We start from the raw sequence: 16,558 nt of genomic DNA, 5'->3' as shown, positions 1-16,558 counted from the left end.
CTAAAGAGAGGCTTGTCAAAAAAATGTCGACAAGGAGACGGCGGGGGCAAAATGCGCTTTTGACATCCTTTTGGCGTTTGTCATGCTAGATTCGCCAGTACCAGCAACAACAGACAGATCGTTCGCCGATGAATCTATTGATCGTGGAAGACAATCGCGACATCGCGGAAAACATTGCCGACTACTTGGAACCCAAGGGCCACCAGTTGGACTTTGCCATTGACGGACAACAGGGACTGGAGCTGGCCCGCAGCGCCGAGTTCGACGCCATTGTGCTGGATTTAATGCTGCCCAGAATGAGCGGCATCGAGCTGTGCAAGCAGCTGCGCGCCGGCCACAACCACACGCCGGTAATTATGCTCACCGCCCGGGATCAGCTCGATGACAAACTGCTGGGCTTCGAGGTGGGCGCCGATGACTACCTGGTCAAACCCTTTTCAGTGAAGGAACTGGAAGCGCGCCTGCTGGCGCTGTTAAAACGCCAGCATACAGAGGCACCGACATTGCAGGTCGCCGACCTCAGCTTTGACACTCAAACCCTGGAAGCGCGACGGGGCGATCACACCCTGGAGTTAAACCCCATCCAACGGAAACTGCTGCACACCTTAATGGAGCACAGCCCCAATGTGGTCAAACGGGCCCAGCTTGAGACGCTGATCTGGGGCGACCACCCCCCGGACAAAGACATCCTCCGCACCCACATTTACAGCCTGCGCAACGCCATTGATAAAGCCTTCGACACACCCTTGCTGCACACAGTGCACGGTGTCGGTTACCGATTGGCAGACACGACAAACAAATCATGAAAATCAAAACCCTGCGATACCGGCTTATTTTAGTCACTGCGGTGATAGTCACTGTAACCAGCACGCTCTTTGCCGGCGGGTTGCTACTGATCAAGCAGCAACTGGAAGAGGCCACCTTTGGCAAAATTGTCAGTCGACATGTGAATATTCTTTTGGACGATCCCGATCAGGCAGACTCACTAAACAACCCGCTGCTCAATGAATGGCAGTATTATCGGGGCAGCAATATTGAGGCGCTGCCCCAGCGGGTGCAAACACTGCCAACGGGTTCGTACCACAGTATCAAACTGCACAGACAGCACTATCACCTGCAAATTGTTGAGGACGCAGGAGAAAAGGTCTTTCTGCTCTACGATATTTCGGAGTGGGAGCAGCAGGAGCATACACTTCTCATGTTTCTGTTGAGCGGCATGATCATCGTGCTTATCGTTGCCGTTTATTTGGCCAGCAAAGCGGCGGACAGCGTGCTGGCACCCGTGCGTCGACTTACTCAGCGCCTGACAGAGCTGTCACCCAAGCAGCGCGGCGTCAGAATCGAGGCGGAGTTTGGCGACAGCGATATCAGCCAGATAGCCGCCGCCGTAGACAGCTATCTGGAGCGTATCGACCAATTTGTAGACAGGGAGCGCTCCTTCACCGCAGCCGCCAGTCACGAACTGCGCACTCCGCTGTCGGTGATGATTGGCGCGGTGGATATTATCGAGGCCGACTGCCCACAGCCGGCCACCCAGCGCGCCGTCACCCGCATCCGCCGGGCCTGCAGTGAGATGCTGGCCTTTATCGAGGCGGCGCTATTTTTGTCCCGGGAAGAAGATCGCACCATCAACGAGGGCGGCCCCTGTAACGTGGGCAAAGTAATAGAACAATTGATCGCCGACTTGCAGGGGGATATAGATGCCGCCCACATTGCTCTGAGCACCCAGATCCGTGACGGGCTCACTGTGCAGGCTCCGGAAAGCCTGGTCAAAATTATGCTTTCGAACCTGCTTCGCAACGCCATTGAGCACAGCCACCGCGGCAACATCGAGCTGCGCAGCGACAGCCACTCACTTGAAATCCGCGATACCGGCTCGGGCATCCCGGAGGCGGACTTGCCGCTGATATTTGATCGCAGCTATACCACCAAACCCGGGGGAACAGGCCTGGGATTAGACCTGGTGAAACGCATCTGTGATCGCTATGGCTGGGCGATCGATATTAGCAGTGAAACCGGCAATGGCACCTCGGTAAAACTGCGCTTCTAGGTGATCGTCACTGTTTACGAGACGGCTTGTTCTTGGCGGCATAGCACTGCATGACCAGAACGACAAAGTACAGCACGCCGCCAACAAGGCCAGTGTATAAACACAAGCTGTGCAATGCAGTGATCGACAGCAAGCCCTGCAAGTCATTGGTTAAGATATAGGGATACAGGGGCTGAACATCTGTGTGCATCACAGCGTCTAACACCACATGACTGTAGGTGCCGATAAAAGCGGAGACAAGGCTGACCCACCAGCGAATAGCTATCCGCCCTTGCCCTGCCACACTTGGCCCTGCCACTCCTAGACCTGTCACACCGAGAATCTGCAAAGCGCTTTCCCCGAGGTACTTACCCGTGGCCGCGGAAAACAAGGCTAGTAGTGTCGCCCCCAAAAAGGTGTGACTAAATCCGTGGACATGCCCCTCCCCAACCAGCATGACAACTAGAGGCTGCAAGTCCATAACAATTTGCGACCAGCCAAACACCAGCAAGCTAAAACTACTTTGCAACAACACTTTAATGGCAAGACCCGGGCCCATGTGAAAAGGTGTAAACGGCATTGTGCGGAGACTCACTGATCAATGGTGGCAGCAAAATACGCCAGTGCCGATTCCGCTGTGGGCATCGACTTTATTTCTGGCGACAAATACTCGGCCACGGAGCGCAAATCCTCACCCAAAATCGCCGAGCAGAAAAAGGCATAGATATGGTTTTTGGCGTCAATGCCGGGGCGGTACGCCAAAAGCAACTTCACCACATAATGAAAGGGGCTCAGTAAGGCGTACTCGGTGACGGCGATCATATCCAGCTGGTCAGAGTCGATAAGCAGGCGCTGCAGCAGGCGGCGAAACACCAGATCGTCTCGCAGCCGCGTTAGAAAATGCTCCATAAAACTCAGCAGGCACTCTCTGGGGGACGCTTGTGCCTCGGTCAGGCTCTGGGCAAAGGTATCGTCCATTCCCTGCTTTACATAGTGCGAGACGCATTGGGTGTAAATATCACTCTTGCCGTTAAAGTGGTCGTACAGGGCTCCCTTGGTCAGTTTGCAGGCGCCGGCCAGGGCCGCCATGCTCACTCCGCTGTATCCCGCTTTGGCAAATTGTGCCGCCGCTGTTTGTAATATCAATGCCCGGGTGCGCTCCCGCTTTGTTAGTACGCTGTCCTTCGACATCTGTTATTGAGTCCAATACCGCTTTTTTGCCCATGATGCGCTATCCCATTGCCAATGCACATACCGATCGGTATGTGCCGCCTGGCAGCTTAGTTTTATTGCTGGAAACAGGGGGCCTATCGGGAACAGCCCAGGAGACCCATCATGACCGCCACTATACTGAGCGCCCCACGGCCCAAACGACTCTTATCGTGCTTCGCCCTGGCTGCACTGGCGATAAGCTTTCAGCACCCAGCCCTCGCCGGGCACGCCCTGGTGCCACTGGGCTTTGGGCCTGACTCCAATGCCATGGCCGGTACCGACATGGCGTTTTCGTCAAGCCCTTCCGGGATCAATAACAATCCCGCCGGCATCGCACGAACCAACGCCCCGAAAGCGGAAGTGGCCTTTGAACCCCACATCGTCACGGCGGTTCGCCACAAGGATTCGCTGGGCAATGACAGCCGCTCCGATCATCAAAGCAGCTACCTGTTTAGCGGCGGGTGGCTGTCTCCCCTGGACTCGCTACCTGAGGTGACGCTAGGCCTAGGGGTATTTGCCCAGGGAGGGGTAGGCTTTCGCTATAACGACCTGCTAACCGAGTTTGGCAATCGAGACGATGTCTCCGCCATCCTCGGGGTATTGCGCATCGCCCCGGCGCTGGCCTATCGCGTCAACGACGACCTGCGACTGGGGCTTAGCGTCTCGGCCAACTACGCCGAAGCCGAACAAGCCGTCCTGCCCGGCAGCTCGGACGCAAACTCCGGCTTTTTTGGCACCCGCCTATCCGACCTGAGTGGCGTATCCTATTCTTGGAAAGCCGGCCTGCAATACGATGTCAACGACAACCTAACACTGGGGCTGGCTTACAGCGCCGCCACCAAACTCAACCTGCGCAGCGGCCATGCCACCGTTAACTTTGATAGCATCGGTTTGGGTCGCGTCCGCTACGGCAATGCCGAGGTAGATGGTATGGCGCTTCCCGAAGAGTTGGGCATCGGCCTCTCTTGGCAACTTTCACCCCAGCTGACCCTGGGCGCCGATTTAAACTGGTATGGATGGAGCAACGCGATAGGCTCGGTGACAACGCGACTATCCCGCCCGAAAGCAACGGCGCCCTCTGCCAAGGTTGTCAATCACGCCGACTTTGCCGGCAAAAACAACGGTTCCCAATCCATTGCCGCTCGCTACGCGCTAGACGATGCCAGAATCCTGTATGGCGGTATCAGTCATACCGAAAATGTTCTCGAAGCCCGGGGCCTGTCGCCACTCAACAACTACGTCGCCCGCTGGCATATCAGTGCCGGCTACCGCCATCAATTCAGTGACGCGTTGGCGGGGATGCTTAGCTACACCTATCTACCCTGGAACACTCGCAGCTACAACAACCGGCAACTTCCGTTGGGGGAGCGAGGCACCGAACAATTTGAGTATTACTCGGTGGTGTTCGCCATGCAGTACGACTGGTAGTTTCTCAGCCAGCAATCGCGCGGAATAACAAACCAACGCTCAGCGCCAAGCCGCCCAGGTAGGTCCCCAGGCTGCCGACAAAGCGAATCGGGTTAGGTTTGTTCATGGTGTGCGGCAGCAGAATACCGATAGCTGCCAAAATTCTAAACACAGTGACCAGAACGATGCCCCACAATTCCCAGGTGGCCGGCTGCAATTGATCGAGAATATAGAATAGCAGCGCCAGCATCGGCACATACTCTATGGCATTGCCATGGGCCCGGACGGCCTTATACAGAGTATCTTCAGGGTCTTCGCGGTAGCCGAAATTGGTTTGAGTTTTGGCTCTGGCCATTGAGACATTGAAACCCAATCCAAACGACAAGATTACCAGTAACGCGATACACAGGAGGGGAATGGACATAGTGATTCCTTGTTCAGGATCCGTATAAGCTACCAAAGATAGTAGCAAAGGCCTGTTCAGAAGGACTACTGCCCTGTAGAGCTAAACAACTTTCTCACGAAAAACATGCCTAGCACCGACAAAAATAGGTGCGTTAAGCAAACTGAGCGACGCTTTTTAACACCAGCCGCACAACAAGCGCCTGGCGGTTAACACCTGTTTTGCTAAATATTGACCGAATATGAGACCGGACAGTGTTCCTCTCGATATCAAGTAGGCACTTTATCTCGTCAATATCCAGCCCATCAGTCAACAACATCGCTACCCTTGCCTCAGCTTTGGTAAAACCAAATAGCTCACACAATGCCCGTATAGGCGCCGTTGCACACAGCTCTGTATCGCACGCGAACACCACAGCGGCGTAGCCATTTCCCAGTCCGGGAGAGGATGTCCTGAGGGACTTCACGACGAACTGTAAATCCGAGTAGTCTTTTTCCCTAGCCACCCTCAGCACTTGAACAGAGGGCACTTTCTCTGCCCCAGGTCCTGATCCCGCCACCGCTCTGCCAATGATCGAGTTTAATTTTGCGTCGGCAACATGGTCCGACAATCGTATGTTGCCATCAGACAAATCCACTTCTCGTTCGCGCTGAACCAGATCCTGAGCATTGCGATTTAATGCAACCACCTCTCCGCGAGCGTTTAAGAAGAAGGACGACAGCAGCATGTTGTCTGCAACACAAGAATACACATCCCGCTCGACTCGCAGTGTATCTACCTTCTTCCCCAACTCTAAAAATTGGGCCAGGTGGGGGCGATAGCACTCTAGCCGCGCGAATTCATTGCCACTAAGTTCCTGTCGCCTAAAAAACCACAACTCAGACCGAAAATCGACCCGAGAATCGACTAAAAAACTGCTCGACGCTCCAGGGCCACGTGGTCGATAGTTAGCACTGACCCACTGCTCGTCGTATTCAAGGGAGGCAGTATTAGCCATCCGCGTATCGCGTAGATCTACGACGTCACCACCAGAAAAACATTTAGTTGATCCATCTCTATAAGAACTGTCTTCAAGCGAATTGGCATCAGCCGACTCAATCCTGAATAACTTATTATTCCGGTCAAGGAGTTTGGAAGACACAAGCAAACACACGCTCTCAGCGCGAAACTCCGCTAACAGCGTACGCAGTAATTGGTTTACTGGACTGGGGCCCAACAGCCCTTCGTACATTGTTGCAATTGTTGCATTGCAGCTGTCGAAAACGCCTTCTGCCCGAGACACGTTTGTTGTTTTTTGCAATTCAGCCATATCTTTACTTTGCACCCGACTTGCAGCCCGACCACAACACTAGATCATACTTCACAACTGCCCTATTGATTTGGGCTAAAACAGAAACTCTGTTGCGATGAATACACAAGCAAACGCGAAAAACGAGTCTCTTTATCACGCCCATCGACTCAATCTAGATGCCCAAAGTTATAACGAAAATCCACCGAATATTGCACTTCATCAGGGCGCGTAATCGCCACATAGTTTCCGCCCTGGAGAATGGCATCTAACACCAGCAATCTTTCTTGCTCTTCCGTCAAGTTCTTTGCATTAAAAATCACCGCCCAACGCTTATCCTCGGGACCCAAGGCTAATCGCGCGTTGATCTTAGTGGTCGCCTCTTGCTTCGTTTTTTCGTCAAGATCATAGTCCAGGAAATGCTCACCTTGATGGATAACATCCAATGCAAACATTCCACCTATCCCCCAAGCGGGAACAACAGGAAAACGGATCGTAGGCATCAGACTGGCCGACATCTCTGGGTTATAAGGCAGCTCCTTCCCACTTAAATCCTGGGACGGAGCGGCGTTTTGACCACATTCGGGTAGCGCATCGTCGTCATCCCAAGTTGTGGGTCCACAAGGAAAATCACCGTATCTGGTCTCGTTAAAGCCGAGACTCCCCTGCAGCGTCAACCAAGGCAACGGGGGCAACCAGTGAAAATCCACCTCCACACCCCAGGATTCAGCTTCATCGACATTGGTGGTGTAAATCGCCGTGCCGTCAAAGATGTTCAACTGCAGATCGTTAAACTGCATCGTGTATGCGGTCGCATTTAATTCCAACGACTGATCGAATAGTCGGGTCTTTACACCGACTTCAGCAGAGAGCGCTTCTTCAGGCTCGTAGCGCAGGCTTCGGGTATGAATAACTGGCCCAGAAAAGCCCCCGCTTTTATAGCCCTTGCTCACGTTGCCAAATACAGTGAGCTCGTCAATGGGTGACCAACTTATAGCGACTTTTGGTGAAAACTCGTCCTCTGTTATGCTTCCCTTCTCATAGTAATTCTCCGAGCCGTTAGTAATGCTGGGAACAATGGAGTCGGAGTAGTTGGACTGCTCCCCATCTATGGTCTCCCTACCAAGACGCAACCCTAGTGATGCGGTCACAGAATCAGAGAGCTGCCAATCCGCTTGGCCAAAAACCGCATAGGTCTCTGATTTCACATTGACAAAGGTCTCTATAACAAAGTCCTCTCCGTCGCCAGGAGTGATGCCGATTTCGCCAAGCAAAGAAAACAGGGGGCCAAGAAACGCAGGGACAGGTACACCACGTCCTTCCGCGATCAACGGAGCCAGAGCGATAAAGCCATCCAAAACCAAAAAGTTTGACTGGCTCACTTTTGACTCGGCCCGTCCCGCAAATAGACCCAAGGTCCAGTCCATCGCCGTGCCCCAGCCAAATAGCGGCTCACTGTCTGCACTGTAGCGCAGCTCTAACTGTTGTTGTTTGTAGCGATCGGGGCCATCGGTGCGAAAGAAGCCACTGTTAACCGGGCTAAAATCGGTATCCAGCAGAAATGGTGTGTCAACTCGGGCCCAGCTCGCCAGCGCATCGATGCTGCCATTCCTAAAAAACAGGAAGTCCCCCGTATCCAGGTTCATCTTTAGGGCCACAGAATCACTGTCCCGGCTGGCGAAGGTCGGTGCGTTGGCAGAGCGAGTTTCGTTAAACTCATCATCTTCTACCCGCGGGTCTGATTGGCGAAAGGTTTGTTTTGCCGTTTCGGTTAAGTAAGAGTGCTGAAAGCCGTTTCCGACGCCTTCATAGTGAGTAGTAAAGGCAATCAGGTTCAGCTCCAATAGCTCCGTAGGAAAGTAATCGAGACGCAAACGCACCGACTCGTCCTCATACTCCTCCTTTTCATTATTACGTGCCGTGTTATAGAGCCCTAGGTACTTTTCCCGCATGCGCCAGCTGATTCGAGCAGCGAGTTTGTCTTCGACAAGCGGAAAGCTGACCGCCGCCTCATAGCGCTTACCATCCAACCTTTCCTCCGCCACATTGATGTATCCACCAAAATCGAAGGAGGGAGGAACGGTAGTAAAGTTCAACACGCCCGCGATAGTATTTTTCCCGAACAGGGTTCCCTGAGGACCACGCAGAACCTCCAGACGCTGCAAATCAAAGACGCCGTCATTTGTGAATGTACTGCGTCCATAACTCACCCCATCGATGACCAAGCCAACCGAGGGCTCTATATTTCTCGCCAAGGGCGGTGACCCAAAACCACGAATCATCGTGGAGCTGTACTGGGGATTAGACGCGGTAAACTTCACGTTAGGGGTATACTGGACCAAATCCTGGGCATCGACGATCGCCGCCTCCGCCGCCATATCTCCAGCCAAGGCAGACACCGACATAGGCACTTCCTGCAGTGTCTGCGCCCGCTTCTGCGCCGTGACCACCACCTCCTCTAACATTCGCGCACTGTGGACCTGCATCGAGAGAGCAGCACAGAAAAGCAGAATTATTCTATTTTTAAAGGGGGCCCTACAAACGCACTCCGCCAATCGGTCATATAGATTTATTATTCTAATGATCATTTTTTATACTCGAATAAATGGTGCTGCCTGTGTATATTTATTGGACTAGTGCTCCACCTGACCTAAGTTAGCGTGTATCACCGAGCCATTGATCAGCACATTTTGCGAGCACAGGTAAATCATGTCCGCCATTTCTTCCGGACGGATAAGCCTTTTTTGGGTCACAGTGCGATTCACCAAAGACTCCACAGCCTCGCTGCCGCCGACGTGGCTGGTTAACATATCGGTATCGGTAAAGCCTGGACAGACGCAACAGGTATGGATAGCCGTACCAACCAGATCCTGGCAGGTACTCCTCATCAACCCCACCACGGCGTGTTTGCTTGCAACGTAGGCAGCAGTATTGGCAACCGCTTTCTCACTGAGCGTCGAGCCGATATAAATGATTGAGGAGTGCTCTTTCATAAAAGGCAGAAGCATCCTGTTGAGGATAGATGGAGCAACAACATTGACCTCGAACGAGGCTCTCAGCGAGCAAGGGTCCAAATCGCCAACCCCACCTTTAGATAAAAAAGCCGCATTGTGGACCAATACAATCTCATCCTTGGCAGTCATTAGCTCCACCAACTGGGGCTCAATCTCCTCTTCCCATCCCGGGTATGCGAAATCGACCTCTAGGTTGACAACTCCGCTACAGGGCGCAGCACTCCTAGACAAGTTAATGACCTCGTAGCCCCTCTGCTTAAAAAACATGGTGGTCGCCAGTCCGATTCCTTTACTACCACCAGTGATAACCAGGCACCTTTGCATCGCTTACTCAGCACTCCACGCAGTGCTACGAAATGAATCACACATTCCGACCGACCCCTTCCCAATAAGGTTGACGCAGGTCTTTTTTGGAGATCTTACCGACGCTGGTAGTAGGCAGAGGGCCATCGATAATGTCTATACTGCGAGGGCATTTATACGACGCCAAACCCGCCCGACAGAAACGGTAGAACTCCTCTTCATCAAACTGGGCATCGGCCTTTAATCGGATCACAGCGTGCACCGCTTCTCCCCACTGCGCATTCGGAATGCCGATAACAGCCACCTGCAAAACAGCTGGATGCTGGGACACCACATTCTCTACCTCCGCCGAGTACACATTCTCACCGCCGGTTACAATCATGTCCTTGACGCGATCCACCAGGAACAGAAAGCCATCCTTGTCCAGGTATCCCGCGTCGCCGGTGTGGACCCATCCGTCTTTTAAGGTCTGTTGCGTTTGCTCCGGGTTGTTCCAGTAACCCAACATGGCGTTGGGACCGCTAACCAAAACCTCACCAATGTCGTTGGCTTCGCACTCATTGCCATCGGCATCTACAATCTTTAGCTCCAAAATCAGGCTGGCTTGACCTGCCGAGCGAATCTTTCCAGCTCGCTCCCCTTCCAACACGTGGTACTCAGGACGCAAGACCGTCGCGACAGGGGCCAATTCAGTCTGCCCGTAGGCTTGATAGAACTGCACACCCGGCAGTACCCGCAACGCTGCTGTCAATGTTCCCTCGGTCATTGGCGACGCGCCGTAGATGACTTTTTTAAGAGACTCGATTTTGGCTCGCTCCAGGCAACCATCTTCAAGGAGCATCGCAATCATCGTCGGCACAAGAAGAACATCCGTAACCGAATGCGCCTGTATTTTTTCTACTATCTGAGCCGGATTAAAGGCGGGGATGAAAACATGGGGGTTTCCAGAGATGGTATTAGCCATGCTGATCGCAGCATCCGCCATGTGAAACATCGGTGCCACATGCAGATAGCGAACTTCTCCCTGGCAGATATTCATCTCTGCCATGAGCGCCATCGAGCTGCTGTAATAGTTGGAGTGGGAGATCATCACCCCTTTTGGAAAGCCGGTGGTACCCCCTGTGTAGAAGATACCAAAAAGATCGTCCTTTCTTCGTCCTGCATCGCCAACAGGCCGCGCCTCAGTGATTAGATCCTCAAAGCCGAAAGCCCCTTCAGGCGTATCGCCATCTCCCATATAAATGATTCTTATATCAGCATCGATACCGCTGACTATGTCATCAACAATGCCGTAGAAGGCATCATCGACCAATAACATCGTCGCTGCCGAATCATTAAGTGCGTAAATATGCTCCTGTACAGTCCAGCGGATATTTAAAGGCACTACCACCGCACCAGACCAAGGGATGGCAAAATAGCTTTCATAATAGCGATCCGAGTTGAGGGACAGAATCGCCACCCGGTCCTCTTCTTTAATGCCCGATGCCTGAAGGGCCCCCGCCAGGCGAGAAATACGGTCCTTCGATTCTGTAAAAGTCCTGACCCTATCTCCGCATATGGTGGCTGTTTTTTGAGGGCATAGCTGCGCCGAGCGCCTGATTGGCTGAGTACAACGCATAGATCACCTCGTTGTTATGTAATTATTGTAAGTCCGGTCAACGCCGACACCATTAGTCGCTTCAGAATAAACTCATATTGCATAACGCTCAATATAAACACCGTCCTCAAATAGAGCACAATACGCATAAATATATGTTAAAAGTAACGCCTTTTAGTGTAAACGCTACAACCTACATCTACTATTGAGTTAGACTTTTTTATCATAACAGCGCATAGCAGGCGGGATTTGGTTCGACTGAAACCCTTGTTAACTGCATTCGCTTGGCCGTCAACATCAACGTTGATGCCCAACATAAAAGCCCCTACTATTGGGCCTAACATTTTTATCGAGAAGATATAGTGAATAAGGCAGCACAACCCGTGGGGCGCACACGCCTCCCGCCCGAAGAAAGACAACGCGAGATACTAAATGCGGCGAGAAAAGTCTTTGAGACCCGCGGGTATGAGTCCTGGACGGTTGCCGACATTGCCAAGGAAGTGGGAGTTGTTGAAGGCACGGTACTCCATTACTTCAAGTCCAAGAACAACCTAGTTGCTAAAGTCATAGAGCAATTCTATGCAGGCATCACTGAAGTTATGGAGCAGGGCGTACAACGCGTTACCGGCGTAAGAGAGCGCTTGCGCTTCGTTATTCACACTCACACTCAGTTGCTTTTTGAAAACGCTGCCTTATGCTCACTAATGCTGAAAGAGGCGCGGGAGGCGGAGCGTGAACTCGGCATACAAATTTACGAGCTAAGCAAACGCTACACCCAAGTCGTCACAGACATTGTTAACGAAGGCAAGAAGACCAGCGAAATTGCTGACAGCGTATCCAGCAGAATGATCCGGCATGTCCTGTTTGGCGCAATGGAACACTATTTGTGGGATCTGATATTTGACCGCTCATCGCTGGACGTCAATGATATCGCCGACGAACTGACGGATATCGTTTACTTCGGCATCGCTTATCGGGCAGATAGTGGTACCGATCCGGAAATACGACGCCTGGTGCTACAACTGCGGGAGTTAGTTGGTTAACGCACCGGCTCAAATCAAGCTCATGACGAGGTTTTGAAGTAGTCGGGCTTGCCCGCTGTCCACAGCTCACCCCACAGTTGCCCCCCGCCATCTAGCGTTAACACCTCACCGGTAATAAACCCTGAGGCATCACTGGCAAAGTATGCGCAAGCCTCGGCAATTTCCCAGGACGAGGCAAAACGGCGCATGGGATTGGAATCGGTGAAGTGGCGGACCGCCTCATCAGGATACACCTTCATCCCCTCGGTGTTGGTGATACCCGGCGCGATACAATTAATACGAATATTAAGTGGCGCCCATTCCACCGCTACCGATTTCGATGCGTAGATCACACCTGCTCTAGCAGCACAGGTGTGCGCCACTCCCGGCATGCCTCGACTAATGACGGTCACAATGTTAACAATATTGCCCGGCGCATCGAGCGCTCGCCAGTGACGCGCAGCCGCCTGCATCATAAACCAGGTGCCATTCAAATTTGTATCGATAACGGCTTTCCAGCCGTTGGCACTAAAGTCAATAGACTGTTGCGGAAACTGCCCCCCCGCACTGTTAACCAACACATCTATCGGACTACCCTGTCCGTCGAAGAAGTTTTCAACGGCACTTGCATCGCGAATGTCCAGGGAATGGCTGACTATCGAATATCCATGACTACGTATTTCTTCAACAACAGACTGCAGCTTTTGTTCGCTTCGTCCGACTATAGTTACCTCTGCACCAAGCCGGGCAAACAACCACGCCGCGGCCTTGCCGATACCGCTACCGCCACCAGATATAACAACGCGCTTACCTTCGAAGAGACTGGGGTCAAAGACTGTCTTTTGTGCCGCCAGCTGCTCAGACGACATCCCAAACTCTTGACTTTCAATCGTCATATCGCCTCTCCCGGGCTAAGCCTTCAACAGCTCACCGCTTATAATCATTTTGCGGACTTCCGTAGTGCCAGCACCGATTTCAAGTAATTTTGTCGAGCGGAACAGCCTGTTAATCTCCGACTCCCAGATATAGCCGTTGCCGCCAAAGACTTGAACAGCATTATCCAGAACCAGATTGCAGGTATTGGCACAGTACATTACCGATGCAGCTGTGCGTGCGTGAATTTCCCCACGCCCGGCCTGGGTCTCATCCACCTCTGAGACTTCAGCCAGGACGGTCCAGCAAAAGTTCTTCATCGTCTCGGTCCAGACATACATATCCGCAAGCCGGGATTGCACCATCTGAAACGACGAAATCGGCTTGCCAAACTGCTCCCGGGTTTTGGCATAGTCCACCGCCAACTCAAAGGCTCGCTCGGCGATCCCCACATTGATGGGGCTAATCAGGGAGCGCTCAAAATCTAGGCCGCTCATGACCACCTGGTGTCCTTCGTGCTCGCGACCAACAATATTCTTAACAGGCACCCGCATGTCTTCAAATACCAGCTCTGCGGTTTGGCTGCCGCGAAAGCCCATTTTGTTAAGCTTTTGCGCTACTTTGAAGCCCGGTGTATTCGTTTCAACGACAAAAGCAGTAATGCCTTTTGAGCCCTTGCCCACCTCCGTTTTAGCGTAGAGTAGACAAACATCGGCGACCGGGCCATTGGTTATGTAAATCTTGGAGCCGTTGATTACATACTCATCGCCATCCCGAACTGCCTTTGTACGCATCGAACCCAAGGCATCCGAACCGGCCCCTGGCTCTGTCAAGCCCAGGCAGCCTATCCACTCGCCAGAGCACAACTTGGGCAAATATTTCTCGCGTATGTACTCACTGCCATTGTTGTAAATGTTATTCGCACACAGATTGTCGTGGGCAACCCAAGCCAGTGCAAAGGCGTGGTTGTAGCGAGCAAAGGCCTGAAGAATCAGCCCCGCCTCAAGCATTGTCATCCCGCAGCCACCATATTGCTCGGGGACGGTTACGCCGAGAAAGCCCAGTTCACCGACCTTAGGCATAATATCACTGGGCCACCACTCCTCGTTATCCATCTTCTCAGCCAGTGGTAATAACTCGGCCTTCGCGAACTTATCAATATGGTCGAACAGCTGTCTCTGCTCACTATTGAGGGAGAATTGACTCATGAAAGTATCCTATTAATTGTTATTAAAGCCGCAGAACGCCGTAGTTGGTACCGGCAAAAGGCGCGTTCAATGAAACAGAAATCGACATAGCCAGTGCATTGCGCGTATCCACCGGATCGATAATGCCGTCGTCCCAAATCTCTGAACTGGTCGCATAGGCACTGGTGGTATTGGTGTAGTCTTCAAGCACTTCCTGCCGGATATGCTCCAGCTGTTCCGGTGTCGGTTGCTCTCCCTGACGCTTAAGCTGATTTACCTTAATTGTTGTCAGTGTATTTGCCGCCTGATCAGAACCCATGACGGCGATCTGACTATTTGGCCAGCTAAATAAAGTGCGGGCGTCCCAAGCTCGACCACACATACCGTAATTGCCTGCGCCAAACGAACCATTGGTCATAATGGTAAACTTGGGCACGTCGACACTGCCCTGCACCATCAGCATCTTGGCGCCATCTTTGGTAATGCCCTTTTGCTCGTACTCTTTACCCACCATATAACCGGTAATATTCTGTAAGAAAACCAGCGGAATATTGTTCTGGTTACAGAGAGTCATAAAGTGCGCAGCTTTCAATGTGCTGTCATTGAACAGAACACCGTTATTACCGATTATGCCAACCTTATATCCCCATATATTGGCCATACCACATACCAAGGTTTCACCATAGTCAGGCTGGTATTCTGAAAAGCGACTGCCATCAACAAGTCTCGCGATGACCTCTCGCATATCGAATTGCTTCTTTATGTCGTTGGGAATGACGCCGTAGAGCTCATACGGATCGTAGTAGGGGTCTTCAGGGGTATCTCTTTGCAGTGGATATTTCGGGGGCAACTCCCACTGCTGTACAATCTCACGACCGATCGCCACCGCTTCACGCTCGCTGGCAGCGTAGTAATCGCAGGTGCCAGACACCGATGTATGCATGGCCGCACCGCCCAGCTCATCCACCGTCACATCCTCACCGGTAGCGGCCTTTACCAAAGGTGGACCACCGAGAAACACCGCGCCCGTTCCGTTGACGATAACCGAGTATTCGCAAAGACCGGGAACATAGGCTCCCCCCGCCGTGCAATGGCCAAATACCAAAGCCAATTGCTTGCAGCCCATTTTTGACAACTGCACCTGATTGCGAAAAATACGGCCCGACATGTACTTATCGCCAAACACTTCGGACTGCATGGGTAAGAACCCACCGGCACTGTCACACAGGTGAATGACGTTAAGGCGGTTTTCAAGGGCGATATCCAGTGCACGCACCATCTTCTTGACGGTTAGCGGGAACCAGGCCCCTCCTTTATTGGAACTATCGTGGGCCACGATGACCACTTCCCGGCCGGAAACAACGCCAATACCAGTGATGCAATTCGCGCTTGGCGCTGCGCCATCGTAAGCCATATTGGCACCGAGGGAAGAAAACTCAAGGAAGGGCGTTCCTGGATCCAGCAACAAGTCCAGGCGCTCTCGTGGCAGCATTTTGTTTTGATTGCGCAAGCGGTCTATATCGCGCTGCGGGCGATCTGAGCGCGCCCGCTCCTGCCGCTCACGGAAATCCCTCACCAAATTCAAATTATGGTCGCGATAATCCCGGTAATCCTGCGAGGCAGTATTCAGTTTTGATTGTATTCTACGCACTGGGGATACCCCTATCGCTTGTCTTCTGAGTTCATTGCACTGGAGTCCGCATCAGTCTGAACGACACTCTCGCCTTCGCTGTCTGCCTCAATCACGGTTAGCAGCGCGCCCTTTTCAAAGGCCTCACCAGCGGCAAGATCGGCCACAGAGATCACGCCACTGACGGTCGCCTTTATCTCGGTTTGCAACTTCATACTTTCAATCAACAGCACAGTTTGGCCGGCCTCGACGCGATCTCCAGTGCTCGCGAAACTCTCTACCAAAACTCCCGGCATGGGCGCCCTAATTTCACCGGCACCAGCTTCGCTGCTGCGAGACGCTTCGAACTCATCTTTCGCTTCAAGCCGCCAAGTTTTGCCTGCACAGTGTACGAACAGGGTCTGGCCTTCTTGGGCAACGTGGTAGGACTTGAGATGCCCATTGACAATGATCTCGCCGCGGTGAGGCCCCAGCTCAGTGAATTGGACATCGACGGCATGGCCATCTATCTCCAACCAAATTCGATCATTGCGCTTCAGGGGTGTAACGGCGTGCTGCTGCTCACCAATGAGATAAAGTGGTTGCATAAGTTC

The 16,558-nt window shown here is 52.6% G+C and carries 15 protein-coding genes; 4 read left to right on the top strand and 11 right to left on the bottom strand.

The window, feature by feature from the left end; genetic code table 11:
- Positions 1-128: 128 nt before the first annotated feature.
- Positions 129-806 carry a response regulator transcription factor gene (locus I6N98_RS01590; RefSeq protein ID WP_198570087.1) on the top strand — a complete coding sequence of 226 codons (678 nt, stop codon included), beginning with the start codon at positions 129-131 and terminating at the stop codon, positions 804-806.
- Positions 803-2,050 carry a sensor histidine kinase gene (locus tag I6N98_RS01585; RefSeq protein ID WP_198570086.1) on the top strand — a complete coding sequence of 416 codons (1,248 nt, stop codon included), beginning with the start codon at positions 803-805 and terminating at the stop codon, positions 2,048-2,050. The genes I6N98_RS01590 and I6N98_RS01585 overlap by 4 nt, the downstream gene beginning before the upstream one ends.
- Positions 2,051-2,057: 7 nt before the next feature.
- On the opposite strand, the gene I6N98_RS01580 is transcribed toward I6N98_RS01585, so the two are convergent.
- Both I6N98_RS01580 and I6N98_RS01575 read right to left on the bottom strand, forming a co-directional pair.
- Complete coding sequence (locus tag I6N98_RS01580) at positions 2,058-2,609, bottom strand: metal-dependent hydrolase (RefSeq protein ID WP_198570085.1); 552 nt, start codon at positions 2,607-2,609, stop codon at positions 2,058-2,060.
- Positions 2,610-2,620: 11 nt separating this feature from the next.
- The gene (locus I6N98_RS01575) at positions 2,621-3,220 is read right to left on the bottom strand and encodes a TetR/AcrR family transcriptional regulator (RefSeq protein ID WP_198570084.1); all 600 of its coding nucleotides are present in this window, start codon (positions 3,218-3,220) and stop codon (positions 2,621-2,623) included.
- Between the two features lie 144 nt (positions 3,221-3,364).
- On the opposite strand from I6N98_RS01575, the gene I6N98_RS01570 reads away from it, so the two are divergent.
- Positions 3,365-4,669, top strand: coding sequence for an OmpP1/FadL family transporter (locus I6N98_RS01570; RefSeq protein ID WP_198570083.1), 1,305 nt, complete (start codon positions 3,365-3,367; stop codon positions 4,667-4,669).
- A 4-nt stretch (positions 4,670-4,673) separates the two neighbouring features.
- On the opposite strand, the gene I6N98_RS01565 is transcribed toward I6N98_RS01570, so the two are convergent.
- The 5 genes from I6N98_RS01565 to I6N98_RS01545 form a co-directional block, all read right to left on the bottom strand.
- Entirely contained in the window at positions 4,674-5,072 is a 399-nt protein-coding gene (locus tag I6N98_RS01565) for an MAPEG family protein (protein ID WP_198570082.1), read from the bottom strand.
- Between the two features lie 133 nt (positions 5,073-5,205).
- Complete coding sequence (locus I6N98_RS01560) at positions 5,206-6,360, bottom strand: helix-turn-helix transcriptional regulator (protein ID WP_198570081.1); 1,155 nt, start codon at positions 6,358-6,360, stop codon at positions 5,206-5,208.
- A gap of 149 nt (positions 6,361-6,509) precedes the next feature.
- Positions 6,510-8,804 (bottom strand): TonB-dependent receptor, encoded by a 2,295-nt coding sequence (locus I6N98_RS01555; protein ID WP_198570080.1) that lies wholly within the window; start codon positions 8,802-8,804, stop codon positions 6,510-6,512.
- A gap of 168 nt (positions 8,805-8,972) precedes the next feature.
- Positions 8,973-9,677 (bottom strand): SDR family NAD(P)-dependent oxidoreductase, encoded by a 705-nt coding sequence (locus tag I6N98_RS01550; RefSeq protein WP_198570079.1) that lies wholly within the window; start codon positions 9,675-9,677, stop codon positions 8,973-8,975.
- Positions 9,678-9,714: 37 nt separating this feature from the next.
- Entirely contained in the window at positions 9,715-11,274 is a 1,560-nt protein-coding gene (locus tag I6N98_RS01545; RefSeq protein ID WP_198570078.1) for a long-chain-fatty-acid--CoA ligase, read from the bottom strand.
- Between the two features lie 362 nt (positions 11,275-11,636).
- Here I6N98_RS01545 and I6N98_RS01540 point away from each other — a divergent pair, with 362 nt between their 5' ends.
- A complete protein-coding gene (locus tag I6N98_RS01540) occupies positions 11,637-12,296 on the top strand; it encodes a TetR/AcrR family transcriptional regulator (protein ID WP_198570077.1) in 660 nt (219 codons plus the stop codon).
- Positions 12,297-12,316: 20 nt separating this feature from the next.
- Here I6N98_RS01540 and I6N98_RS01535 read toward each other — a convergent pair whose 3' ends face one another.
- The 4 genes from I6N98_RS01535 to I6N98_RS01520 are packed head-to-tail and all read right to left on the bottom strand — an operon-like array spanning position 12,317 to position 16,552.
- Entirely contained in the window at positions 12,317-13,171 is an 855-nt protein-coding gene (locus I6N98_RS01535) for an SDR family oxidoreductase (RefSeq protein WP_232787427.1), read from the bottom strand.
- Positions 13,172-13,186: 15 nt separating this feature from the next.
- Positions 13,187-14,356, bottom strand: coding sequence for an acyl-CoA dehydrogenase family protein (locus I6N98_RS01530; RefSeq protein WP_198570076.1), 1,170 nt, complete (start codon positions 14,354-14,356; stop codon positions 13,187-13,189).
- A 22-nt stretch (positions 14,357-14,378) separates the two neighbouring features.
- Positions 14,379-15,986 (bottom strand): acyl-CoA carboxylase subunit beta, encoded by a 1,608-nt coding sequence (locus tag I6N98_RS01525; protein WP_198570075.1) that lies wholly within the window; start codon positions 15,984-15,986, stop codon positions 14,379-14,381.
- An 11-nt stretch (positions 15,987-15,997) separates the two neighbouring features.
- Positions 15,998-16,552 (bottom strand): acyl-CoA carboxylase biotin carboxyl carrier protein subunit, encoded by a 555-nt coding sequence (locus tag I6N98_RS01520; RefSeq protein ID WP_198570074.1) that lies wholly within the window; start codon positions 16,550-16,552, stop codon positions 15,998-16,000.
- Between the last annotated feature and the right edge of the window lie 6 nt (positions 16,553-16,558).

This window comes from Spongiibacter nanhainus (assembly GCF_016132545.1).
Taxonomy (GTDB): Bacteria; Pseudomonadota; Gammaproteobacteria; order Pseudomonadales; family Spongiibacteraceae; genus Spongiibacter; species Spongiibacter nanhainus.
The sequence above is the reverse complement of the archived record's forward strand: the minus strand, read 5'-3'. Positions and strand labels throughout refer to the sequence as shown.